Consider the following 23111-nt stretch of genomic DNA (forward strand, 5'->3'; position numbering starts at 1 on the left):
TGAAACAACCTGTCTGGCCAAAGCTTGGCCAGACAGGCGATCAGCCCGCGCGGCGGGCCGCCAGGGCGGCCTGCATCTCGGCCAGCACCTTGGCGGCACCCGGCTCCTGCTGCACGCGGCCCCAATAGGCGGCGACCTTGGTGTGCCGGGCCAGCAGGTCACCCTTGACAAACACCATGCCGAACACGCCCACGAACATCAGCATGGGGACGAGCGCGCAGTCGGCGGTGGTGATGCTGTCGCCCACCGCATAGGTGTCGTCGGTCATGAAGACGTTCAGGTGTTCCAGGCCGCTCTCCAGCTTGACGAAGGCGTCGTCCACCACCGCGGCGTCGCGGGTGGCGGGGTTCATCTGGCCAAACAGGGCGCTGCCCGAGGCCATCACATAGAGCTCGGCCACCCGGGCGATCAGCCGGCCGCGGGCGATATCGGCGGGGTTGGCGGGCCGCAGGTTCGTGGCCGGGAAGGCGTCGGCCAGATATTCGACGATGGTGTCGCTCTCCGGGATCACCGTGCCGTCGTCCAGCACCAGGGCCGGCAGCTTGCCCATGGGATTGATCGCCAGGTACTCCGGGCTCTTCAGGTCCGTCGGGTGCGCCAGGATCTCCACCGGCAGGTTCTTGGCGTAGATCGCGACCCGTGGGCGCGCGGCGAAGGGCGAGAGTTCGGCGGAATAGAGCTTCATGGTGTTTCCTGTCGGGCGCGCCTCTTCGAAGCGGGCGCGCTGTCGGGCGCAGTCATAGGGGCGCTAGGGCTCAGCGTCATCAGGAAGAACCGGCCTTCGCTACCGCCCCGCCCGGCCGCAGATCAGGTCCACCACCGAGGCGCCCATGGCCCTCAGGGTCGCCAGGTCGCCGCCGGCCCTCGCCCGCACAGCCATGCCGTTCAGCACCCCGGTCGCCACCCGCGCCATGCCGGGCGCGTCGCTGGAGCCAGGCAGATTGCCCACCTCCATCGCCCGTAAAATCCGTGCCTCGAAGGCCGCGTCGATCTCGGAAAGGGTGGCCGCCAGCAGGCCGCGGATGTCGGCGTCGTCCACCGCTTCGGTCACCGCCGTGCCGATCAGGAAGCAGCCGCGCGGTCCGGCGTCGCCGCGCATATAGAGGCTGGCCGTGGCCTCATAGACCCGGGTCAGAGCCGTCCGCAGATGGTCTTCGGGGGCGAAGGCCTGGGCGAGGCTTGAATTGATCTCGGCCCGGGATTTCTCCAAGGCCCGGATATACATGGCCTTCTTGTCGCCGAACGCCCCGTAGAGGCTGGGCCGGTTCAGGCCCGTCGCCGCCGAGAGGTCATCCAGGGAAGTGGCCGCATAGCCGCCGTTCCAGAAGGCCGTGCGCGCCTGATCCAGCGCGACGGCGGGATCATAGCTGCGGGGACGACCGCGCGGACGGGTCACGTTCTGTACCACTTCGAATCAAATCCTTGAGGCGATTAATTTACTACCGTTAAGGACTTTAATGCCTGGCGCCAGCAGGTATTTGAGTCCGCCAAGGGTTGAGGAAATCACCTGCCGCGCGAGGTTGTTTGTGTACTATCTCGCACGAAATGATTGACGCCTTTTATTTTGTATCCGACGGTATGTAATTCAACGGACCGGAGGACGTCATGGACCTGTATTTCTCGCCCCTCGCCTGCTCGCTGGCCTCGCGCATCACCGTCTATGAGGCGGGCGCCGAGGCCGATGTCACCCTCCAGCGCGTGGACACCAAGACCCAGAAGACCGCCGACGGGGCCGACTACCGCGCCATCAATCCCAAGGGCATGGTCCCCGCTCTGCGCACCGCCGACGGCGATGTGCTCACGGAGAACGCCGCCATCCTGCCCTTCATCGCCGACCAGTTCCCGGCGGCGAACCTGGCTCCGGCCTCGGGGATCGAGCGCTCGCGCCTGGCCCAGTGGCTCAGCTTCATCGGCTCGGAGCTGCACAAGAGCGTGTTCACCCCGCTGTTGAGCCCCAAGGCCAATGACGGCGCCAAGGCCCATGCCCGCGAGGCCGCGCCCCAGCGGCTGGCCTATCTCGACGACCATCTGGCGGGGCGCGACTACCTGCTGGACCGCTTCAGCGTGGCCGACGCCTATCTCACCGCGGTGCTGAACTGGGCGCCCTTTGTGGGGATCGACCTGAAGACCTGGCCCAACGTCGCCGCCTACTACACCCGCGTCACCGCGAGACCCCATGTGGCCCGCGCCCTGCTGGAGGAGATGGGGCTGTTCAAGGCGGCGTAAAGCTTTCACGCCCAACCCACGTCATCCCGGCCGCAGCGAAGCGTAGAGCCGGGACCCAGGGGCCGCGCGCTCCGCCCCTGGGTCCCGGATCGGCCTGACGGCCGTCCGGGATGACGGCAAGGGTTCTTGACCCACCCCTCACGCTCGCGGGACAAGCATGTGCGCCCAACGCACACCCCGGAGAGACCCCGCTGACCGCTCCCATCCGCATCGCCATCGCCGGGGCCCTGGGCCGCATGGGGCAGGCCATCGCCGCCGTGGTGGAGGCCCGCGACGACGTGGTCCTGGTCGCCCGCTTCGACCGTCCCGATGTCACGGCTGCGGGACTGGTGAGCCGCGACGAGGCCCTGGCCGCCTGTGACGTGGTGATCGACTTCACCACGCCGGCCGCCTCCGTGGCCCTGGCCCAGCACTGCGCGGCGCGCGGCGGTCCGGCCCTGGTGATTGGGGCCACCGGCATTTCCGAGGAGGACGGCGCCCTCATCGACGCCTGCGCGGCGCAGATCCCTATCGTCCGGGCCCGCAACTTCTCCCTGGGCGTCAACATGCTGATGAGCCTGGTGTCCCAGGCCGCCCGGGCCCTGGCCGCCAGCGACTACGACATCGAGGTGTTCGAGGCCCACCACCGCCGCAAGGTCGACAGCCCCTCGGGCACCGCCCTGATGCTGGGGGAAGCCGCCGCCGAGGGCCGGGGCGTCAACCTGAACGACGTGGCCGACCGCGGTCGCGACGGGATCACCGGCCCCCGCAAGACCGGCGATATCGGCTTCTCCGTCCTGCGCGGCGGCGACATCATCGGTGAGCATTCGGTGATCTTCGCGGCCGAGGATGAGATCCTCACCCTCAGCCACTCTGCCCGCGACCGCGGCCTGTTCGCTCGCGGCGCCGTCCAGGCGGCGCTCTGGGTGGGAAGCCAGCCCAAGGGCGCCTATGACATGCAGGACGTCCTTCGGGGCTGAAGCGATAAATTTCTTACTGTTTGAAGGCGAGACGCATGGCCGAAGACATCCTCATCCAGGACGCCACGAGCCAGCTCGCCGCGTTGCAGAGCAAACGCATCTCCGCCGAGGAGTTGCTGAAGCTGGCCCTGGGCCGCCAGGAGCGCCTGCATAAGCGCCTCAACGCGGTGATCAAGGCCGACCTCACCCATGCCCTGGAGCGCGCCCGCTCCATTGACGACACCCGGGTCAAGGACGGCCCCCTGGGCCCGCTGGCCGGCCTGCCCATGACCATCAAGGACACCCTGGACGTCCATGGCATGCCGGCCTCGGCGGGGCTCGACAGCTTCCGCCACCGGGTCTGCGAGGACGCCAACGCGGTGAACGGCGCGCGGCGCGCCGGGGCGGTGATCTGGGGCAAGACCAATGTCCCGGTCCTGGCCGGCGACTGGCAGAGCTATAACGACCTCTATGGGACCACCAGCAATCCGTGGGACCTCGAACGCACCAGCGGCGGCTCATCGGGCGGGGCGGCGGCGGCGCTGGCCGTCGGCATCACGCCCCTGGAGATCGGCTCGGATATCGGCGGCTCCCTGCGGGTCCCGGCCAGTTTCTGCGGGGTCTTCTCCCACAAGCCCACCTGGGGCCTGGTCTCCCAGATCGGCCACGTCCCGCCCCAGCCCGGCGCCCACGCCGAGCGCGACCTCAATGTCATCGGCCCCATGGCCCGTTCGGCCCGGGACCTGCGCCTGCTGCTGTCGTTGATCGCCGACGGCCCGGTGGCGGCCCGCGCGCCCGCCGCCGACCTCACAAAGACCAGGATCGGCGTGTGGATCGAGGAGGACGGCTTCCCCCTGGACGGTGAAATTCGTACCGTTCTGGAGGCCTTCGTCACCCAGTTGGCGCAGTCTGGCGCCGAGATCGAGATCATCTCCAGCCCGGTCCCCACCGACCAGTTGATGGCCGCCTACCAGGTGCTGCTGGGCTCCATCATCGGCGCCGACATGCCCGAGGCGCAGCGCAAGCAGATGGCCGCCATGCGCGGCGTCTCCAAGCTGGCCGTCAGCCTGGGCGCCGACGAGCGCTCGGCCCTGGCCCAGGTGCGCGCCTACACCGCCACCCATGCCGAATGGCTGGAGGCCAACGAGGAGCGCTGCCGCCTGCGCGACAGCCTCAAGACCGTGTTCTCAAAGTACGATGTGATCCTGGCCCCGGTCAGCCCCACCGTGGCCTTCCCTCACAACCACAAGCCCTTCAACGGCCGCAAGCTGACGATGACGGACGGCAAGACCATCCCCTATGGCGCGATGCTGAACTGGATCGCCCTGGCCACCGCCTGCCACCTGCCGGTGACCACAGTCCCGGCCGGCCAAACCGCCTCGGGCCTCCCCGTCGGCATCCAGATCATCGGCCCCCAGGGCGGCGACGCCAGGACCCTGGCCGTGGCCCAGGCGATCGACGAGAACATCGGCGGGTTTGTCGCGCCGGCGATGGATTTCTAACGCAGGCTTCTACTGGTCCTTCTCCCCTTGCGGGAGAAGGAACCATCGGTTGCTGACCTCTTACGCCGCGCCTGTCGAGCCGAACCCACCCGCCCCGCGCGCGGTCTCGTCGAGGTCGGCGACCTCGGCCACCGCCGCCTGGATCACCGGGGCGATGACCATCTGGGCGATGCGGTCGCCCCTACGAACAGTGAAATCTTCTGCGCCCAGGTTGATCAGGATGACCTTCACCTCGCCGCGATAGTCAGAGTCCACGGTGCCCGGCGTGTTCAGGCAGGTGATCCCCGACTTCAGCGCCAGGCCCGAGCGCGGCCGCACCTGGCCCTCGAAGCCGCGGGGGATCGCCATGGCGAGACCGGTCGGGACGGCGTGGCGATCGCCGGGGCGGATGATTAGCGGCTCGTCCGCAGGCACGGCGGCGCGCAGGTCCATGCCGGCGGAGTCGGCGGTCTCATAGGCCGGCAGAGGCAGGTCCGAATTATGCGCCAGGCGCTTGATGGGCAGGTTCACGACAGCTCCTTGGCCATGCGCGCCGCCAGCTTGCGGGCGACGTCGGATTTCGCAGTGCGCTCCCATCGCTCGATTCCCTGGGGCGTGACGATGGAAACCGCGTTGTCGTCGCCCCCCATGGTGCCGGCGATGCTGACGTCATTGGCGACGATCCAGTCGCAGCCCTTCTTCGCCAGCTTGGCCTGGGCATAGGCCTCGACATGGTCGGTTTCGGCGGCGAAGCCCACCACCAGCTTGGGCCGGGGGAAGCCGTTGGCCAGCGTCGCCAGGATGTCCGGATTTTCCACCAGCTTCAGGGCCGGCGGGCCCTCGGCGCCCTTCTTCATCTTCGAGCCGGCCTCGACCTCGGGACGCCAGTCCGACACCGCCGCCACGCAGACCGCAATATCGGCCGGCAGGGCAGCCTCGCAGGCGGCCAGCATCTCGCGGGCCGTCTCCACATCCACGCGCTTGACCCCCAGCGGGGTGGGCACGGCGACAGGCCCGGCCACCAGGGTGACCTCGCAGCCCAATTCGGCCAGGGCGGCGGCGATGGCGAAGCCCTGCTTGCCGCTGGATCGGTTGGTGAGCACGCGGACCGGGTCGATGGGCTCGGCGGTGGGGCCGGCGGTGACGATGGCGCGGCGTCCCGCGAGCGGCTTCGCCGCAGGCCCCTGCAGGGCCTTCATGATGGCGGCGAAGATCTCCGGCGGCTCGGACAGGCGGCCGGGCCCGAACTCGCCGCAGGCCATGGCCCCCTCGTCAGGCCCCACGAAGGCCACCCCGTCTCCGGCCAGGGTCTTGAGGTTCCGCTGGGTGGCCGGATGGTTCCACATGCGCACGTTCATCGCCGGGGCCATCAGCACCGGCTTGTCGGTGGCCAGCAGGGTGGTGGAGGCCAGGTCGCCCGCCAGGCCGTTGGCAGCCTTGGCCATCAGGTCGGCGGTGGCCGGGGCGACCACCACCAGGTCGGCGGAGCGCGAAAGCTGGATGTGGCCCATCTCCGACTCGTCATCCAGCGAGAAGAGCTCGGAATAGACGCGGTCCTCGCACAGGGCCGAGAGGCTCAGCGGGGTGACGAACTGAGCGCCGGCTGCGGTGAGGATCGGCCGCACCGCGACGCCCGCCTTGCGCAGCAGCCGCACCAGTTCGAGGCTCTTATAGGCGGCGATTCCGCCGCCCACGATCAGGAGAATCCGCTTTTCCGACAAGGCTTCGCGCCCCCTTTGTGAAGGTCCCCGGTCATAGGCCAAACAGACCGGCTGGACAAACCCGCCGATCTGTTCTTAATTTGTTCCAACTCCACTTGGCCGTGCAGGGAGAGAACACGATGGCTGGGTTCAAGGTTTGGTTCAGCGCGGGCGCCGCGCTGCTTTTGCTGGCCGCCTGCGAGCGGCCCTCGGCGGTGGCCAGCAGGCCATCGGAGTCCAGCGGTTCTTCGCCGCCTTCAGCCTCCGACAGCGGGCGAGATGCGTCGGCGACCGTCAGCGCCGACCGCCGCGACGAGGCCGTGCCGCAGGTGGACGGCAAGCCCATGTGGTCCTCCAGCCGCAAGGGCACAGCCCAGGAGAACGCCGCCAAGAGCTTCGAGCGCAACGGCGAGGACTTCGGCGCCAAGGACCTGGACGCCTTCGTGAAGAAGGCTCACGCCTTCGTCGATCATCCCCCGTCGGGAACCCAGACGATCAAACGATCAAACGGCGACACCCTGTTCTATGATCCCAAGGGCAATGTCTTCGCCGTCGCCAACCGGGACGGCGCCCCGCGCACCATGTTCAAGCCCGACGAGGGCGCCGCCTACTGGGACGAGCAGAAGGCCCGCGAGGCTCGGCGCGAAACCGCCGGGACCGACCGTCGCAGCAGCGACGACGGCTAGCTAGAAGAGCCAGGCCACCAGCAGAAAGACCGTCGCCGCCGCGGCCGCCCCAAAGGCGAACCAGCGGGCGGGGTGGGCCGCCTCGACCTCCACCACCGCCACGGCGGGCTGGGGCGGGTTTTCCAGCAGGCGGGCGAGGTTGCGCAGGACGCTGAGCCCCTCCTCGGCGAACCGCTTGGCCTTGGCGGCGGGGGACAGCTCGCGCAGCATCCAGCGGCGCACCACCGGATCGGCGGCGGCCCAGATGTCGTGCTCGGGGCAGATGCGGCGGGCGACGCCTTCCACCGTCATCATGGTCTTCTGCAGCAGCACCAGTTCGGGCCGCAGCTTCATGTCGAACAGGGCGGTGATCTCGAAGAGCTGGATCAGCACCCGGCTCATGGAAATCTCATTGGCCGGTCGGCCGAACACCTGCTCGCCCACCGCCCGCAGGGCCTGGGCGAAGGCCGCCGGGCTGTGGCCGACTGGGACATAGCCGGCCTCGAAGTGGACTTGGGCGACCCGGTCGTAGTCCTTTTCCAGGAAACCCCAGAGGATCTCCGCCAGATAGCGCCGCTCCGGCGCCCCCAGGCGGCCGATGATCCCGAAATCGACGGCGACCACCTTGTCCGGCGCGGCGACGAACAGGTTCCCCTCGTGTAGGTCGGCGTGGAAGACGCCGTGGTCCAGGGCCTGGGCCAGGAAGGCGCGGATCAGGTTGTCGGCCAGGGCCTGGCGGTCGAGGCCGGGCAGGGTCAGGGCCGCGTCGTCGGACAGGGGGGTCCCCGGCGCCCATTCCTGGGTCAGCACCCGCTTGCCGACCCCCTCCCAGACGATCTTCGGGGTCGACATGTAGCCGTCGCGGGCCATGACCCCGGCCAGCTCGTCGGCGCCGGCGGCTTCAAGACGCAGGTCCAGCTCCAGTTCGGTGGCGCGGATCACGGTGGCGGCCAGGGCCCGCGGCTCCAACCTTCGGGCCAGCAGGCTCCAGCGCTCCACCAGGGCGCCAGCCAGGGCCATGACCTCGGCGTCCTGGGCGACCCGCAGACTGATGCCCGGCCGCAGGACCTTCACCGCCACCCGGCGGCCATCCAGCAGGGTCGCCGGGTGGGCCTGGGCCAGGGAGGCGGCGGCGACCGGGGGGCCGAAGTCGGCATAGAGGCTGGCGATGCTCCGCCCGAGCGTCAGCTCCACCTCGCGCCGCGCCTGGTCGGTGGGGAAGGGATCAAGCTTGTCCTTCAGCCGGGCGAGATCCAGGGCGAAGGTCTCGCCGAAGATGTCGGCCCGCGTGGAGAGAAGTTGACCCAGTTTTATGGCGACGGGGCCGAGCTTCTCCAGCGAACGGGCCAACCGTTCGCCCGGCCGGCCGACACGAGAGGCCGGGCCGGCGACGATCCGCGACAGATTGGCGAGGAATTTCAAGCCCGGCGGATAGAGGGCGTCCAGCTCACGGGGCAGCAGGGCGTCGTTGCGCGCGAGCAGCATGCCGGCCGACATTAACCGACAAGTGGCCGTCAGGGTCCCCACCGATCAGACAGCCCAGCCGTGGTGGAGGGCCGCGACGCCGCCGGTGAAGTTGGTGTAGCCGGCCCGGCTGAAGCCCGCCTTGGTGATCAGGTCGACAAAGCTCTTCTGGTCGGGGAAGCGGCGGATGCTCTCCACCAGGTACTGGTAGGAGGCGCGGTCCCCCGCCACCATCTCGCCGATGGCCGGGATCACCTTGAAGGAATAGGCGTCGTACGCCTTTCGCAGGGCCTCGGTGGCCGGCTGCGAGAACTCCAGGCACAGGAACCGGCCGCCGGGCTTCAGCACCCGGCGCGCCTCGGCCAGGGCCAGCGAGATGTCGGTGACGTTGCGGATGCCGAAGGAGATCACATAGGCGTCGGCGCTGGCGTCGGGCAGGGGCAGGCGCTGGGCGTCGCCGACGGTCCAGGTGATCTCCGGCTCCCCGCCGCGCTCGCGGCCCGCCGCGATCATCTCGGCATTGTAGTCGATGATATGGATGGCCGCATCGTCGCCGCCGCGGCGCAGCTGGGCCGCGCGCGCCATCTTGGCGAAGCGCCGGGCCATGTCGCCGGTGCCCCCGGCGCAGTCGACGATCACCTCGCCCGGCTGCGGATTGAGGCGCGCGGCGGTGGCGTCCTTCCAGAGCCGGTGGACACCGGCGCTCATCAGGTCGTTCATCAGGTCGTAGCGGCCGGCGACCTTGTCGAAGACCCCGCGCACCAGGCGCGGCTTCTCGGCGGGGTCCACGTCGCGGAAACCGAAGGTGGCGGCAGGTCCTGTCATGGCTCTGGGTCTTAGACCGCAAGGCCCGCCCGCGCCAGCCTCCGGCTTGAGCCTCACATCGACCCGTGCCACTCCAGGCCCATGCCTGAACTTCCCGAGGTCGAGACCGTCCGCCGTGGCCTGGCGCCGGTGCTGGAGGGCCAGAGGCTCTCCCGCGTGGAGGCCCGCCGCGCGGACCTGCGCTTTCCGTTTCCCGAGGGCTTCGTCCAGCGCCTGACCGGGGCGACGATTCAGCGCCTGGAGCGCCGGGCCAAGTACCTGATGGGGGTGCTGGACCGGGGCGAGACCCTGGTGATGCACCTCGGCATGAGCGGCCGCTTCGAGATCGCCCGGCCCGAGGGGACGATCCGCCCCGGCGAGTTCGTCTATGCCAGCGACCCCGATCCCAAGCACGCCCATGTGGTCTTCGACACCGAGGCCGGGGGCCGGGTCACCTATTATGACCCGCGCCGCTTCGGCTACATGGCCCTGATCGAGACCGCCAAGCTCGGAGACCACCCCTGGTTTGCCGGGCTCGGTCCCGAACCCCTGGGGCCCGATTTCCACGCCGAGCGCCTGAAGGACGCCTTCGCCGGCCGCAGGCAGGGTCCCAAGACCCTGCTGCTGGACCAGCGGGTCGTGGCGGGGCTGGGCAACATCTATGTGTGCGAGGCGCTCAACCGGGCGCGCATCTCGCCCTTCAAGCCCGCGGGCTCCATTCCGGCCAAGAAACTGCCGGGTCTCGTCACCATCATCCGGGAGGTCCTGGCCGAGGCGATCGAGGCCGGGGGCTCGACGCTGCGGGACTATGCCAGCGCCGACGGGGCGTTGGGCTATTTCCAGCATCGGTTCGTCGCCTATGGCCGCGAGGGCCAGCCCTGCCTCAATGACGGCTGCAGGGGCGTCATCGCCCGCGAGGTCCAGGCCGGGCGCTCGACCTTCTTCTGCCCCGTTTGCCAGAAATAGCGCACCTTTCGTCATCCCAGACGGCCGACAGGCCGATCCCGGATCCAGGGGCCATGCGCGCCACCCCTGGATCCCGGCTCTCCGCTTCGCTACGGCCGGGCTGACGTGGTGGGTGGCGCCTCGCCGCAGCGCCCCCTAGATTCCGCCGATGTTCAAGCTTGGTCTCCTCACCCTCGCGGCGCTCCTGTTGGCCTCGCCCGCCCTGGCCAAGCCGCCAGTCTGGATCGTGCGGGACGCCGATTCCGAGCTGGTGATCTTTGGGTCGGTTCACGTGCTGCCCCCCGGCCTGGACTGGCGGCCCGCCAAGCTGGATCAGGCCTTGAGCGAGGCCGAGGACCTGTGGTTCGAACTGCCGATGGGCCAGGCCACGGAGACCGAGATCGCGGGCCTCGCGGCGTCGAAGGGGGTCCTGTCCCCAAGTCAGACCCTCAGCGCCCTGCTCTCGCCGGCCGCCGGCGAGGCGCTGGCCAAGGCCAATCAGAAATATGGCCTAACGCCGGGCTTCCTGGACCGGCTGGAGCCCTGGTTCGCCGAGGTGGCCCTGGCCGGGGCGGAATTCCGCGCCCAGGGGGCCAATACGGACTCCGGCGTCGAGAAGTCCATCAACGCCACCGCGCCGGCCACCGCCCAACGAAGGTCCTTCGAGACCCCCGCCCAGCAGATCGCCCTCTTCGACGAGGCGCCGGTGGCCGCCCAGGTGGCGTCCCTGGAGGACAGCCTGGCGCAGATGGAGTCAGATCCCGACGCCTATGACCGGCTGATCGCCGCCTGGATGGCCGGCGACACCGCCGCCCTGGAGAAGGACGCCCTGACCCCGCTGAAGACCGCCTCTCCCGAGCTCTATACCCGGCTGGTGAGCGACCGGAACGCGGCCTGGACCCAGGTCCTGGACCAGCGCCTGAAGGGCAAGGGCCGCACGGTGGTGGTGGTGGGGGTCGGCCACCTGCTGACCGCCGACGGGACGCCCGCCCGGCTGCGCGCCCTTGGCTATTCCGTCGAGGGGCCGTAATCCGGCTCTCTACTCTCTCTGAAGGAGCCGGCCATGGCCTATGAGACCCTGATCGTCGAGACCACGGACGCGGTCACCCTGATCCGCCTGAACCGGCCCGAGGCGTTGAACGCCCTGAACAGCCAGCTCCTGTCCGAGCTGACCACCGCGTTGGACCAAGCCGAGGCCGATGACGGCGTCCGCTGCCTGGTGCTAACCGGCTCAGACCGCGCCTTCGCCGCCGGCGCCGACATCAAGGAGATGTCGGACAAGACCTACGCCCAGATGTTCAGCCAAGACTTCTTCGGCGCCTTCGCCCGGCGGATGGAGCAGTTCCGCAAGCCCATCATCGCCGCGGTCTCCGGCTACGCGCTCGGCGGCGGCTGCGAACTGGCCATGCTGTGCGACTTCATCATCGCCGCCGAGAGCGCCAAGTTCGGCCAGCCGGAGATCAATCTCGGCGTCGCGCCCGGCATCGGCGGCACCCAGCGCCTGACCCGCTTCGTCGGCAAGTCCAAGGCGATGGACATGATCCTCACCGCCCGGATGATGGACGCCGCCGAGGCCGAGCGCTCGGGCCTGGTCTCCCGCGTGGTGGCCGCCGACAAGCTGATCGAGGAGGCCATGGCCGCCGCGACCAAGATCGCCGGCCAATCGCCCCTGGCGGTGATGATGAACAAGGAACTGGTGGAGGCCGCCTATGAGACCACGCTGTCCACCGGCGTGGCCCTGGAACGGCGCCTGTTCCACTCGCTGTTCGCCTTCGACGACCAGAAGGAGGGCATGGCCGCCTTCGTCGAGAAGCGGAAGCCCAACTTCAAGGGGTCATAGGCCAATCTTGTTCGTGTGGTTCGTGGACCTCTTGATGGGTCCGCGCAGCCGCACCGTCCAACGATTTGGAACCACGAACCACACGAACCACACGAACGGGCTTTGCCTGTTGGGCCTGAGATGGATCTGGTCCGGCCTTGGCTGCTTCGCGCCGCCGAAGCTCGGTCGCCGGGATGAGCGGTGTTTGAGATGCGACTGATCGCGTTCGGAGAAAGCTTTGTTGTCGGGGCCGGGGATCCGGACCACCTGGGCTGGGTAGGGCGGGCCATCGCCGGGCGACGCGAGATCAGCCTCTATAACCTGGGCATCCGGCGCGAGACCTCCGATATGCTGGCAGCGCGCTGGGAGGGCGAGGCCCGACTGCGTCTGGTGGACTATGAGCCCATGCGCCTGGTCTTCTCCTTCGGATGCAACGACAGCCACCTCGTGGACGGGGCGCCCCGGGTGGCGGTCGCGCAGACCCTGAAGCACGCGCGCGCCATGCTGACCGGCGCGCAAGGCTTGGCGCCGGTGCTGATGGTCGGACCGCCGCCGGTGGCCGATCCCGGGGTCTGCGCCCGCACCGAGGCCCTGAACGCCGCCCTCCTGGCGCTCTGCGCCCGGCTGCAGGTCCCCTTCATTGATGTCTTCCGGCCGCTGGAGGCCGGCGGCCTGTGGCAGGCCGAGGCGACCGCCTGGGACGGGGCGCACCCCGGCGCGGGGGGCTATCAGCAGATGGCCGACCTGGTCGCCGCCCACCCGGCCTGGCGGCGTTTCACCGCGCTTGCGGAATAGCGTCCGAGCCGGATTGACCCGCAGGACGCCTTCCCGTATATCCGCGCCTCCAATTTACCCGCCCGAGCGCAGGTTCGGGCGCGATCCGTTTTGAGAGCTGAAGCATGGCCAACACGCCTGGCGCCAAAAAGGCCGTTCGCAAGATCGAACGCCGCACCGAAGTCAACAAGGCCCGTCGCTCGCGCGTCCGGACCTATCTGCGCAAGTTCGAAGAGGCCCTGACCTCGGGCGACGCCGCCGCCGCCAAGACCGCCTTCGTGGAGGCCCAGTCGGAATTGATGCGGGCCGTCACCAAGGGCGTCGTTCACAAGAACACCGGCTCGCGGAAAGTGTCCCGCCTGGCCGCTCAGCTCAAGAAGATGGCCGCTGCCTAAGACTGCGGCGCCAGGCGTCTAGCCTGGCTTTAAATATCTGAATTACATCGATATTCTGACACACCCGCTGGTCGAAAGACCGGCGGGTGTTTTCGTGCGTTGCAGCATTTCCGCCGCCCCCCTGCGACGAATCTTCTCAGCTGACGGAAGGTCGAAATCCGGATTCCCTTGCCGCGCGAGGGGTCGATTTGAGTCAACGGAAATTTCGACTTGAGCTGCGAAGAATCTGCGTTGACCCCCCCGTCGCCCTGACTAGTGTTCAGCTCTTAAGCGCGTTCTTCCATCCCATCTCGGATGAAAAACAGCGGCGGGAGGAGTCTACCTTCTCGCCGGCTAAGAGACTGTGTTTGTTGAACAAAGATCCGGTAAGGCGCGGGGCCTCAGACCGGGCGGGCAGGTGATGGTTGGTGATGACGATGACGACCGGGGGCATTGCGGGCAACTTGGCGCAGACGACGGCCGGCGCGGTCTGGACGAAGACCTGCGTGGCGCTGAAGCGCGAGCTGGGCGAAGCGACGTTTGGATCTTGGCTGGGCCAGGCGGCTCTGCGCGAGCGGGGTGAGGACGTGTGTCTGGTGGCCGCCACCGGCGTGGCGCGCGACTGGATACGCCGCCATGCCTGGCGCCGTATCGGCGAACTGTGGGCGCAGAATGACCCGATGGGCCGCGCCCTGGACCTGAAGTCGCGCATGGAATTCGACCAGGCCGCCCCGGCGGCGCCCATGGTCTCGGCCCCGGCCCCTGTGGCGGCTGTCGCCGTCGCGGGCGTGGAAACCGGTGTCATCGAAATCGAGGTCGATGTGACGGCGCCCCGCGCCGCCCGTCAGCAGGGCCTGCAGGAGCGTTTCTCCTTCGAGACCTTCGTCGCCGGCCCGGCCAATGAGTTCGCCTTCGCGGTCGCCCGCCGGGTGGCGTCCTGGGCCGACGGCCACTTCAACCCCGTACTCTTCCACGGCCCATACGGCTTCGGGAAGACCCACCTGCTGAACGCCATGGCCTGGGAGGCCATGCGGACGGCGCCGGGCAAGCGGGTGGTCTATCTGACCGCCGAGCGCTTCACCTCCACCTTCGTGAAGGCCGTTCAGGACCGCCAGACCGCGGCCTTCAAGGAAGAGCTGCGCAACGCCGACCTGCTGCTGATCGACGACGTGCAGTTCGTGGCCGGCAAGACCTCCACCCAGGAGGAGCTGTTCCATACCCTGATGGCCCTGATCGAAGACGGCCGCCGCGTGGTGATGACCGCCGACCGTTCGCCGGCCGAGCTGTCGGAGATGGAGCCCAGGCTGCGCAGCCACCTGCAGGCCGGCCTGGTCTGCGGCATCGAGCCCGCCGACCGCACCCTGCGGCTGGGCATACTGGAGCGGAAGCTGGCCACCCTGGCCGGCCAGGGCCGCTTCGTCCCCTCAGCCAAGGCCGAGGTGCTGGAATTCCTCGCCGACCGCTTCACCGACAGCGTGCGCGAGCTGGAGGGGGCCCTGAACACCCTGGTGGCCCGCGTGGGGGGTGAAGTCGCCCGCCTGTCCCTGGACGAAGCCCAGGCGATCCTGCGCCCCAACCTCTCCTGCACCGAGAAGCGGGTGACGGTGGACCAGATCCAGAAGGCCGTGGCCGAGCACTATGGCCTGAAGCAGGCCGACATGATCTCCGAACGCCGGGCCCGCGCCGTGGCCCGGCCCCGCCAGGCGGCCATGTGGATCGCCAAGCAGATCACCACCCGCTCCCTGCCCGACATCGGCCGACGCTTCGGCGGCCGCGACCACACCACCGTCCTGCACGCCGTGCGCCGCATCGAGGCCCTGAAGGCCGACGATCCGGTCCTGGCCCGCGATCTCGACACCCTGCTGCGCAAACTGCGCAGCTAGGCTTCAGCCTCTCTCTCCGAGCGTTGAAACGAAGGCCCGCCACCCCCCGGCGGGCCTTTCGCTTTTTGGTGGGCGCCCTTTCCTCCCCCATTCATGGGGGAGGGGGACCGCGAAGCGGTGGAGGGGCGCGCGACTGGGCTTTGAGCTTGCGGCTCGCCCCTCCACCACGCCTGCGGCGCGGTCCCCCTCCCCCGTTCCGCTCCGCTTCACAGGGGAGGAAAGGGCAGCGACACGACGCAAACAAAAAGGGCGGCCGCATTGCTGCGGCCGCCCCTTCGATGTCTCAGTGACTTAGGCGCTTACGCGTCTTCGCCCTGCTTGGCCGAGAGGTCTTCGCCGGTTTCCTGGTCGACGACCTTCATGGACAGGCGGGTCTTGCCGCGATCATCGAAGCCGAGGAGCTTCACCTTCACGGTCTGGCCTTCGACGAGGACGTCGGAGACCTTGGCCACGCGGTCGCTGGAGATCTGGCTGACGTGAACCAGGCCGTCCTTGGCGCCGAAGAAGTTCACGAAGGCGCCGAAGTCGACGATCTTCACGACCTTGCCGGTGTAGATGGCGTTCAGCTCGGGCTCGGAGACGATCGACTTGATCCACTCCTTGGCGGCGTCGATCTTGGTCTGGTCGGAGGCCGAGACCTTGATGGTGCCGTCGTCCTCGATGTCCACCTTGGCGCCGGTCTTTTCCACGATCTCGCGGATGACCTTGCCGCCCGTCCCGATCACTTCACGGATCTTGTCGACCGGGACCTTCATGGTCTCGATCTTCGGGGCGAACTCGCCGAGTTCCTGACGCGGGGCTTCCATGGCCTTGGCCATCTCGGCGAGGATGTGCTTGCGGCCACCCTTCGCCTGTTCCAGCGCCTGCTTCATGATCGCCTCGGTGATGCCGGCGATCTTGATGTCCATCTGCAGGGAGGTGATGCCGTCCTCGGTGCCGGCGACCTTGAAGTCCATGTCGCCGAGGTGGTCTTCGTCACCCAGGATGTCCGACAGGACCGCAAAGCCGTCCGATTCCAGGATCAGGCCCATGGCGATGCCGGAGACCGGCTTCTTCAGGGGCACGCCCGCATCCATCAGGGCCAGCGAGGAGCCGCAGACCGAGGCCATCGAGGACGAGCCGTTGGACTCGGTGATCTCGGAGACCAGGCGGATGGTGTAGGGGAAGTCTTCCTGCTTGGGCAGCATCGGACGGATGGCGCGCCAGGCGAGCTTGCCGTGGCCGACTTCACGACGGCCAGGGGCCCCCATGCGGCCGGTTTCCCCGACCGAGAAGGGGGGGAAGTTATAGTGCAGCATGAACTTCTCGTAGTACTTGCCTTCGAGAGCGTCGATCAGCTGCTCGTCATCGCCGGTCCCGAGGGTGGCGACGACCAGGGCCTGGGTTTCACCGCGGGTGAACAGGGCCGAACCGTGGGCGCGGGGCAGGACGCCCACTTCCGAGACGATCTGGCGGACCTTGTCGACGGTGCGGCCATCGATGCGGATGCCGGTGTCCAGGATGTTGCGACGCACGACGTCGGCTTCCAGTTCCTTGAACACGCCGCCGAGCTTGTCGGGGCCGATGCCGGCGGGGTTGGTGTCGGACTTGCCGAACTTTTCCGTCGCCTTGGCCTTGGCCTTGCCGACCGCGTCCTGGCGTTCGCCCTTGGCCACGATCTTGTAGGCGGCGGCCAGGTCCTTGCCGATCAGCTTCTTCACTTCGGCCTTGATGGCGTCGGTGTCGTCGGGGGTGAAGTCGAAGGGTTCCTTGGCGGAGTGCTCGGCCAGTTCGATGATCGCGTCGATCACCGGCTGGATGCCGGCGTGGGCGAACATGACGCCCTTCAGGACCTCGTCTTCGCTGAGCTCCTGGATCTCGGACTCAACCATCATGACGGCCTCGTTGGTGGAGGCGACGACCAGATCCATGGTCGACTCCTTCATCTCGTCGAGGGTCGGGTTGAGGACGTATTCGCCGTTGATATAGCCGACGCGGGCCGCGCCGATCGGGCCCATGAAGGGGGCGCCGGAGATCACCAGGGCGGCCGAGGCGGCCACCAGGGCGACGATGTCGGGATCGTTTTCCAGATCGTGGGCCAGGACGGTGCAGACCACCTGGACTTCATGCTTGAAGCCCTTGACGAACAGCGGGCGGATCGGACGGTCGATCAGGCGGCTGGTCAGGGTTTCCTTTTGGCTCGGCGCGCCTTCGCGGCGGGGGAAGGAGCCCGGGATCTTGCCCGCGGCGTAGAACTTCTCCTGGTAGTTCACGGTCAGGGGGAAGAAGTCCTGACCGGGCTTGGCGCTCTTGGCGAAGACGGCGGTGGCGAGCACCATGGTCTCACCGTAGGTGGCCAGCACGGCGCCGTCGGCTTGGCGCGCGATGCGGCCGGTTTCCAGGGTCAGCGTCTTGCCGCCCCACTCGATGGTCTTGCGTTTGATATCGAACATTTTGTTTCTTTCTCATCCCGCGGGCGTATTCCCGGCGGGGGCGGACAGGGCGGGGGGTTCCCGAAATCCTCTCCAGTCAAACAGGCGGGGGTGAGGATCACTTTGGAACCCTCGGCGTGTTTGGGCGCCCACCGAAAGGGGCGGCCCGGACCGCTCTTGATCCTCCGGCCTGTCGCGGAGGAAGCGGGCAATTCATAGAGCCTGATACGCAAAGCCCCCGCTCTCGCGGGGGCTGGACTTGATGTCCTAGCGGCGCAGACCCAGCTTCTCGATGATGGCCTGATAACGACCGGTATCGGTGGTCTTCAGGTGGTCGAGAAGGCGGCGGCGCTGGGAAACCATCTTCAGAAGGCCCCGGCGCGAATGGTTGTCTTTCTTGTGCATCTTGAAGTGCTCGGTCAGGTTCGCGATCCGCTCGGTGAGGATCGAGACCTGCACCTCGGCGCCACCGGTGTCCGCCTCGGAGCGGCCGTGGGTCTTGATGAGCTCGGCTTTACGTTCAATCGTAATCGACATCGGTTAGTCTCCGCTCTTTGACAGATGAAAGACTCGCGACGGCTCGAGCTTGCCTGCGCGCATCTCGCAGAGCGCCACCATCATTCCCTCCGAGAGGACTGAAACGGTTCGAGAACCCAGTGTGAGCCGGGCTTTCAGGGCTTCAACCTGTCGGGGAACGAGAACGATGGGCCGTCCCTGCTTAAGTCTGAAGGCGTCTTCGGCGGTCACGGCCAGCTCCGGGATGTCGTCCAGGGCGGTCTCGACCGGAAGCAATGCCTCCAGATGGCCGGGCTTATGCCCCAAATCCTCAAGCAATTCCAGTGTTATCGCCCGGTCTTCGGAGAAGGCCCCGACCCGGGTGCGGCGCAGGGCGCTGACGTGGGCGCAGGCCCCCAGCATATCGGCCAGATCTCGGACGATGGCGCGCACATAGGTGCCCTTGCCGCAGCTGACCTCGATCTCGACATGGTCAGGATCGGGCGCGTCCACCACCCGGGCGGAGTGGATGGTGACGATGCGGGCCGCAAGCTCCACCTCGTGGCCGGCGCGGGCCAGGTCATAGGCCCGCTCGCCGTCCACCTTGATAGCCGAGAAGATCGGCGGGACCTGGGAGATCTGGCCGACGAAGGCCGGAAGCTTGGCCTCAACCTCCGCCACCGTCGGCCGCACGTCGGAGGTGGCCGTCGTCGCGCCCTCGCGGTCGAAGCTGGCGGTGGTGCGGCCCCACTCGATGATGAACCGATAGGTCTTGTCGGCGTCCATCAGGAAGGGGACGGTCTTGGTGGCCTCGCCCAGGGCGATCGGCAGGATGCCGGTGGCCAGGGGATCCAGCGTGCCGGCATGGCCCGCCTTCTGGGCGTTGAACAGCCTGCGCACGCGGCCGACCGCGCTGGTGGAGGTCAGGTCATAGGGCTTGTCGAGGCAGATCCAGCCCGAGACCGGATCCCCCTTTTTGCGTCGCGCCATGGGGGGAAATCAGTCCTGGTCGGAGGAGTCGGCGGCGAGGTCCTGGGCGACCTTGGGGTCGTCGAACAGCGCATTGATGCGGCTGGCCTCGTTGAAGGTCTCGTCGTGGACGAACTTCAGGTCGGGCGTGAACTTCATTTCGATGGCGCGGCCCAGCCGCCCGCGCAGGAACTTGGCGTGACGGTTCAGCGCGTCCACCACCACCGAGAACTTCTCGCCGCCCAGGGGCTCGACGAAGCAGATGGCGTGGCGCAGGTCCGGGCTCAGCCGCACCTGGGTGACCGTGATGGGCACCCCGGCCAGGTCGGGATCGAGGATCTCGTGGTCGCGCATCACCTCGACAAGGGCGTGGCGGGTGAGTTCGCCGGCGCGCAGTTGGCGCTGGCTGGGGCCGGAGGGCTTTCCGGCGGTACGGTGTTTCATGGCTCTAACCTTCGCAGGCCTGGCCCACGGATCGGACGTGAGGCTCAGGGAAGCGGGGGCTTCTAGTGAACCCCGGCCGGCGAGTCCAGCGCTATGCCCCGGTCCGTTCCTTGAAGAAGGCGATCACCCGCTGCTCGGCGGCCTTGGTGGGGCCGTCCTCTTTCAGGTGCAGGGTCAGCACCGAGTGCGGGGCCATCTGGGCCGGGGCGGCGTCAGCGTCCGACAGCTCGATGGCCTCGAAGCGGACGCCGAACTCGCGGCGGAAGGTGTCGAACCGGGCGTCGGGGACGAAGGCGTCGCTGGTGAAGCGCAGGCCGATCATCGACAGGTCCTCATCCTCGAACCGCCGCCTGGCGCAGGCGATCTCCTTGGCCGACACCCCGATCCCAGCGCCGCGCCTGGCGTTCTTGCCGGCCAGCGGCAGGGAGGGCTGCGACAGCACCGGCGCCACCACGGCGGGCTCGGTCATCATGGCCAGGGCGAAATTGCCGGTGAAGCACATGCCCACGGCGCCCACCCCCTTGCCGCCGCAGTCGGCGTGGGCCTGGCGGGCGAGCGCGCGCAGCCAGTCGACGATGGGACTCGACTTGTCGGTGGCCCAGACATTGAACTCGCGCCGGATGCAGATCCCACCCAGCATGGTCAGGACGCCCAGCGGATGGTTGGCCGGGCGGCCCGGCTGGCCGAACAGGTGGGGGCAGTAGACGGTCATGCCTGCCGCGGCCACCCGGTCGGCGAAGGCGATCACCAGGGGATGCAGGCCCGGCATCTCGTGGATGATGATGACGGCGGGGCCGGAGCCGCGCTTGTAGACGTCGCGCTTGCGATGGCCGTCGTCGAACTCGAACTTCTCGTAGTCGCTCAGCGCGGCCTCGTAGCCCATGGCGTGCCCCCCACCTTTGGGAGGAGCCTAGCCTGCTAGAGCTTGATGCGCAGGGTGGAAATGTCGCCCTCGAAGCCCGAGAGCTTCCAGACGCCGTTCTCCTGGCTGAAGACCAGGACGCAGGGCCCATCCTTTGACTTGGTGGCGCAGACCCGGCCGTCGTCCATCGCCTTCAGGGAGCCGGCGATAGCCACCCGGTTGGGGAGCGGCTGGCCGGGCGCGTAGCCATAGGACTCCGCCACCTTGTGGAAGACCTTGGGCTGAACCAGCGCGTCGCCGGCGATGTCGGCCAGGGCCGGGGCGAGCATGGCGCCCAGGGCGCCCCAGCCCTTTTCCACCTGCGGCTTGCGGGCTTCGGCGGTGAGGCGGGCGGCGATTTCCTGCTTCAGGGCGGCGCGGTCGACATGGGCGTCGAAGGCGGCCTGGTCCTCGTCGCGGATCGAGACCAGCAGGGCGTGGACGTCGCCGGCCGCGTCCAGCCGCTGGGCCGTGGCGCAGGCCGAAAGTCCCATCGCCAAGGCGATCACCAGAAAGATGCGCATCGTCGTCTCCACTTTGGCCCAGGGCCGAGTGTCCGGAAAATGCGGTGTCTTGATGACCTTGGCGAGGGGCTATTCGCCGGGCCGAGCCAACTTCCACGCCGCGAACGCGCCACCGGACATCAAAAAGGCCTCCCCGTTTCCAGGGAGGCCTTCATGAATCTCAGGCCAGGGCCAAGGCGCCGCTAGAGGCTGCGCTTGACCTCTTCGAGGCTGAAGCACTCGATGGTGTCGCCTTCCTTGATGTCCTGGAAGCCCTGGAAGAACATCCCGCACTCCTGGCCGGCATTGACCTCGTTGACCTCGTCCTTGAAGCGCTTGAGCGTCTGCAGGGTGCCGAGTTCGAGGACCACGATGTCGGCCCGGATGATCCGGACGCGGGCGCCCTTGCGGACCGTGCCTTCGGTGACGCGGCAACCGGCGACCCGTCCAACCTTGGTGATGTCGAAGACCTGGAGGACTTCGGCGTTGCCGAGGAAGGTTTCGCGCTGTTCCGGCGCCAGCATGCCAGAGAGCACGCCCTTGATGTCGTCGATCAGGTCGTAGATCACCGAATAGTACCGGATTTCCACGCCTTCACGCTCGGCGAGCTGGCGGGCCTGGCTGGAGGCGCGGACGTTGAAGCCGAGGATCGGCGAGTTCGCCCCCTTAGCCAGCATCACGTCGCTCTCGCTGATGGCGCCGGCGCCCGACAGGATGATCCGCGCGCGGACTTCGTCGGTGCCGAGCTTGTCCAGCGAGGACACGATGGCCTCCGCCGAGCCCTGCACGTCAGCCTTGATGATGACCGGCAGCTCGGAAATCTTCTTGTCCTGCAGCTTGGCCATGAAGTCGGCCATGGTCACGCCGCCGGCGACCGGCGAACCGGCCTTTTCACGCTTCACGCGGGTGCGGTAGGCGGTCAGCTCGCGGGCGCGGGCCTCGCTCTCCACCACCGCGAAGGGCTCGCCCGGCGAGGGCGTGCCATCGAGGCCGAGGATTTCCACCGGCACCGAAGGACCCGCCGCGTCGAGCTGCTCGTCACGTTCGTTGAACAGCGCCCGGACCCGGCCGAAGCTGGAACCGGCCACGACAATGTCGCCGCGCTTCAGGGTGCCGCGCTTGACCAGCACGGTGGAGACCGCGCCGCGGCCCCGATCGAGCTTGGCCTCGATGACCGTGCCGTCGGCGGTGCGGTCGGGATTGGCCCGCAGGTCCATGACCTCGGCCTGCAGCAGAATGCCCTCGATCAGGTCGTCGAGGCCGAGCTTCTGGGTCGCCGAGACCTGGATGGCCTGGGTGTCGCCACCAAGGCTTTCCACGACGATCTCGTGCTGCAGCAGCTCGTTGATCACCCGTTGCGGATCGGCGCCGGGCTTATCGATCTTGTTGATGGCCACGATGATCGGCGCGCCGGAAGCCCGGGCGTGATGGATGGCCTCAATGGTCTGGGGCATGACGCCGTCGTCGGCGGCCACCACCAGGATGACGATGTCGGTGACGTCGGCGCCGCGGGCCCGCATCGCCGAGAAGGCGGCGTGGCCGGGGGTGTCGAGGAAGGTGACGGCCTGGCCGCTTTCCAGACGCACCTGATAGGCGCCGATGTGCTGCGTGATGCCGCCGTGCTCGCCCTTGGCCACGTCGGCCGAGCGCAGGGCGTCGAGCAGGGAGGTCTTGCCGTGGTCGACGTGACCCATGACCGCCACGACCGGGGGCCGGGACACCAGGTGATCGTCGAGATCCTCGTCGCCGATGAAGCCTTCTTCGACGTCGGCTTCCGACACGCGCCGCACGGTGTGGCCGAATTCGGTGGCCACCAGCTCGGCGGTGTCATTGTCGATGACGTCGTTGATCTTGAGCATCACGCCCTGACGCATCAGGAACTTGATGATCTCCACGCCGCGGGTCGCCATCCGGTTGGCGAGTTCCGCCACGGTGATGACATCGGGAATGATGACTTCGCGCGCGGCGCGGGCCGCTTCCTGGCCGCCGCCCTTGCGCTTCTCGCGTTCACGCTCGCGGGCCCGGCGAACCGAGGCCAGGGACCGCATGCGTTCGACGGCGCTCTCGTCATCCCCGGCCACGGCCTGGATGGTGAGGCGGCCTTCACGGCGCTGCTGGGCGCCCTTGACGCGGGAGATGGCCTTGGTCGGGGCCGCATTGGCCTTGCGGCGCGTATCCTCTTCATCGTCACGACGGGCGATGGTGTCGCCGCCGCCGGGCCGCGGGGCCTGACGGGTGGCGCGCTGAACCTCAGGCGTGGCGGGCGGCGCATTGGGCGTCGGACGCCCGGCGCCGGGACGCGCGCCGCCGGGGCG

General features: G+C 68.2%; 23 protein-coding genes. 10 read left to right on the top strand and 13 right to left on the bottom strand.

Going from position 1 to position 23111, the window contains the following annotated elements:
- Positions 1-40: 40 nt before the first annotated feature.
- Both Q7J39_RS00895 and Q7J39_RS00900 read right to left on the bottom strand, forming a co-directional pair.
- Positions 41-685 carry a glutathione S-transferase family protein gene (locus Q7J39_RS00895; protein ID WP_304819465.1) on the bottom strand — a complete coding sequence of 215 codons (645 nt, stop codon included), beginning with the start codon at positions 683-685 and terminating at the stop codon, positions 41-43.
- Between the two features lie 99 nt (positions 686-784).
- Complete coding sequence (locus Q7J39_RS00900; protein WP_304819466.1) at positions 785-1396, bottom strand: TetR/AcrR family transcriptional regulator; 612 nt, start codon at positions 1394-1396, stop codon at positions 785-787.
- A gap of 209 nt (positions 1397-1605) precedes the next feature.
- On the opposite strand from Q7J39_RS00900, the gene Q7J39_RS00905 reads away from it, so the two are divergent.
- The 3 genes from Q7J39_RS00905 to Q7J39_RS00915 all read left to right on the top strand — a co-directional run bounded on the left by Q7J39_RS00905 (position 1606) and on the right by Q7J39_RS00915 (position 4666).
- A complete protein-coding gene (locus Q7J39_RS00905) occupies positions 1606-2226 on the top strand; it encodes a glutathione binding-like protein (RefSeq protein ID WP_304819467.1) in 621 nt (206 codons plus the stop codon).
- A gap of 191 nt (positions 2227-2417) precedes the next feature.
- Positions 2418-3185, top strand: a complete 768-nt coding sequence (gene dapB / locus Q7J39_RS00910; RefSeq protein ID WP_304819490.1) for a 4-hydroxy-tetrahydrodipicolinate reductase — start codon at positions 2418-2420, stop codon at positions 3183-3185.
- A 35-nt stretch (positions 3186-3220) separates the two neighbouring features.
- Positions 3221-4666, top strand: coding sequence for an amidase family protein (locus Q7J39_RS00915; RefSeq protein WP_304819468.1), 1446 nt, complete (start codon positions 3221-3223; stop codon positions 4664-4666).
- 60 nt (positions 4667-4726) lie between these two features.
- On the opposite strand, the gene dut is transcribed toward Q7J39_RS00915, so the two are convergent.
- Together dut and coaBC are read right to left on the bottom strand one after the other, a co-directional pair.
- Positions 4727-5176 carry a dUTP diphosphatase gene (gene dut, locus Q7J39_RS00920; protein WP_304819469.1) on the bottom strand — a complete coding sequence of 150 codons (450 nt, stop codon included), beginning with the start codon at positions 5174-5176 and terminating at the stop codon, positions 4727-4729.
- Positions 5173-6366 (bottom strand): bifunctional phosphopantothenoylcysteine decarboxylase/phosphopantothenate--cysteine ligase CoaBC, encoded by a 1194-nt coding sequence (gene coaBC / locus Q7J39_RS00925; RefSeq protein ID WP_304819470.1) that lies wholly within the window; start codon positions 6364-6366, stop codon positions 5173-5175. The genes dut and coaBC overlap by 4 nt, the downstream gene beginning before the upstream one ends.
- A 119-nt stretch (positions 6367-6485) precedes the next feature.
- Here coaBC and Q7J39_RS00930 point away from each other — a divergent pair, with 119 nt between their 5' ends.
- Positions 6486-7031, top strand: a complete 546-nt coding sequence (locus Q7J39_RS00930) for a hypothetical protein (RefSeq protein ID WP_304819471.1) — start codon at positions 6486-6488, stop codon at positions 7029-7031.
- On the opposite strand, the gene ubiB is transcribed toward Q7J39_RS00930, so the two are convergent.
- A complete protein-coding gene (ubiB, locus tag Q7J39_RS00935) occupies positions 7032-8507 on the bottom strand; it encodes a 2-polyprenylphenol 6-hydroxylase (protein WP_370689970.1) in 1476 nt (491 codons plus the stop codon).
- 33 nt (positions 8508-8540) lie between these two features.
- A complete protein-coding gene (locus tag Q7J39_RS00940) occupies positions 8541-9299 on the bottom strand; it encodes a class I SAM-dependent methyltransferase (protein ID WP_304819473.1) in 759 nt (252 codons plus the stop codon).
- An 81-nt stretch (positions 9300-9380) separates the two neighbouring features.
- Between Q7J39_RS00940 and mutM the strand changes: the two genes are divergently transcribed.
- The 6 genes from mutM to dnaA all read left to right on the top strand — a co-directional run bounded on the left by mutM (position 9381) and on the right by dnaA (position 15073).
- Positions 9381-10244 (top strand): bifunctional DNA-formamidopyrimidine glycosylase/DNA-(apurinic or apyrimidinic site) lyase, encoded by an 864-nt coding sequence (mutM, locus tag Q7J39_RS00945; RefSeq protein WP_304819474.1) that lies wholly within the window; start codon positions 9381-9383, stop codon positions 10242-10244.
- Between the two features lie 148 nt (positions 10245-10392).
- Entirely contained in the window at positions 10393-11253 is an 861-nt protein-coding gene (locus Q7J39_RS00950; RefSeq protein ID WP_304819475.1) for a TraB/GumN family protein, read from the top strand.
- Positions 11254-11286: 33 nt separating this feature from the next.
- Positions 11287-12063, top strand: a complete 777-nt coding sequence (locus Q7J39_RS00955; protein ID WP_304819476.1) for an enoyl-CoA hydratase — start codon at positions 11287-11289, stop codon at positions 12061-12063.
- Between the two features lie 189 nt (positions 12064-12252).
- Positions 12253-12837 carry a GDSL-type esterase/lipase family protein gene (locus Q7J39_RS00960; protein ID WP_304819477.1) on the top strand — a complete coding sequence of 195 codons (585 nt, stop codon included), beginning with the start codon at positions 12253-12255 and terminating at the stop codon, positions 12835-12837.
- 104 nt (positions 12838-12941) lie between these two features.
- The gene (rpsT, locus tag Q7J39_RS00965) at positions 12942-13211 is read left to right on the top strand and encodes a 30S ribosomal protein S20 (RefSeq protein ID WP_215337696.1); all 270 of its coding nucleotides are present in this window, start codon (positions 12942-12944) and stop codon (positions 13209-13211) included.
- Positions 13212-13621: 410 nt separating this feature from the next.
- Positions 13622-15073: a chromosomal replication initiator protein DnaA gene (dnaA, locus tag Q7J39_RS00970; protein WP_304819478.1), complete on the top strand. Its 1452-nt coding sequence runs from the start codon at positions 13622-13624 to the stop codon at positions 15071-15073.
- A gap of 299 nt (positions 15074-15372) precedes the next feature.
- Here the strand turns inward: dnaA and pnp are convergent, their stop codons facing one another.
- The 7 genes from pnp to infB all read right to left on the bottom strand — a co-directional run.
- The gene (gene pnp / locus Q7J39_RS00975) at positions 15373-17505 is read right to left on the bottom strand and encodes a polyribonucleotide nucleotidyltransferase (RefSeq protein ID WP_304819479.1); all 2133 of its coding nucleotides are present in this window, start codon (positions 17503-17505) and stop codon (positions 15373-15375) included.
- A gap of 246 nt (positions 17506-17751) precedes the next feature.
- A complete protein-coding gene (gene rpsO / locus Q7J39_RS00980; RefSeq protein ID WP_304819480.1) occupies positions 17752-18021 on the bottom strand; it encodes a 30S ribosomal protein S15 in 270 nt (89 codons plus the stop codon).
- A gap of 3 nt (positions 18022-18024) precedes the next feature.
- On the bottom strand, positions 18025-18969 hold the full coding sequence (gene truB, locus Q7J39_RS00985; RefSeq protein ID WP_304819481.1) for a tRNA pseudouridine(55) synthase TruB: 945 nt from the start codon (positions 18967-18969) through the stop codon (positions 18025-18027).
- A gap of 9 nt (positions 18970-18978) precedes the next feature.
- Positions 18979-19392 (bottom strand): 30S ribosome-binding factor RbfA, encoded by a 414-nt coding sequence (rbfA, locus tag Q7J39_RS00990; protein WP_304819482.1) that lies wholly within the window; start codon positions 19390-19392, stop codon positions 18979-18981.
- A 91-nt stretch (positions 19393-19483) separates the two neighbouring features.
- A complete protein-coding gene (locus Q7J39_RS00995; RefSeq protein WP_304819483.1) occupies positions 19484-20275 on the bottom strand; it encodes a dienelactone hydrolase family protein in 792 nt (263 codons plus the stop codon).
- A 35-nt stretch (positions 20276-20310) separates the two neighbouring features.
- Entirely contained in the window at positions 20311-20817 is a 507-nt protein-coding gene (locus Q7J39_RS01000) for a DUF2939 domain-containing protein (RefSeq protein ID WP_304819484.1), read from the bottom strand.
- 182 nt (positions 20818-20999) lie between these two features.
- On the bottom strand, positions 21000-23111 hold a 2112-nt coding region (gene infB, locus Q7J39_RS01005), incomplete at its 5' end, for a translation initiation factor IF-2 (protein WP_304819485.1).

The organism is Phenylobacterium sp., assembly GCF_030651185.1.
Lineage (GTDB): Bacteria > Pseudomonadota > Alphaproteobacteria > Caulobacterales > Caulobacteraceae > Phenylobacterium.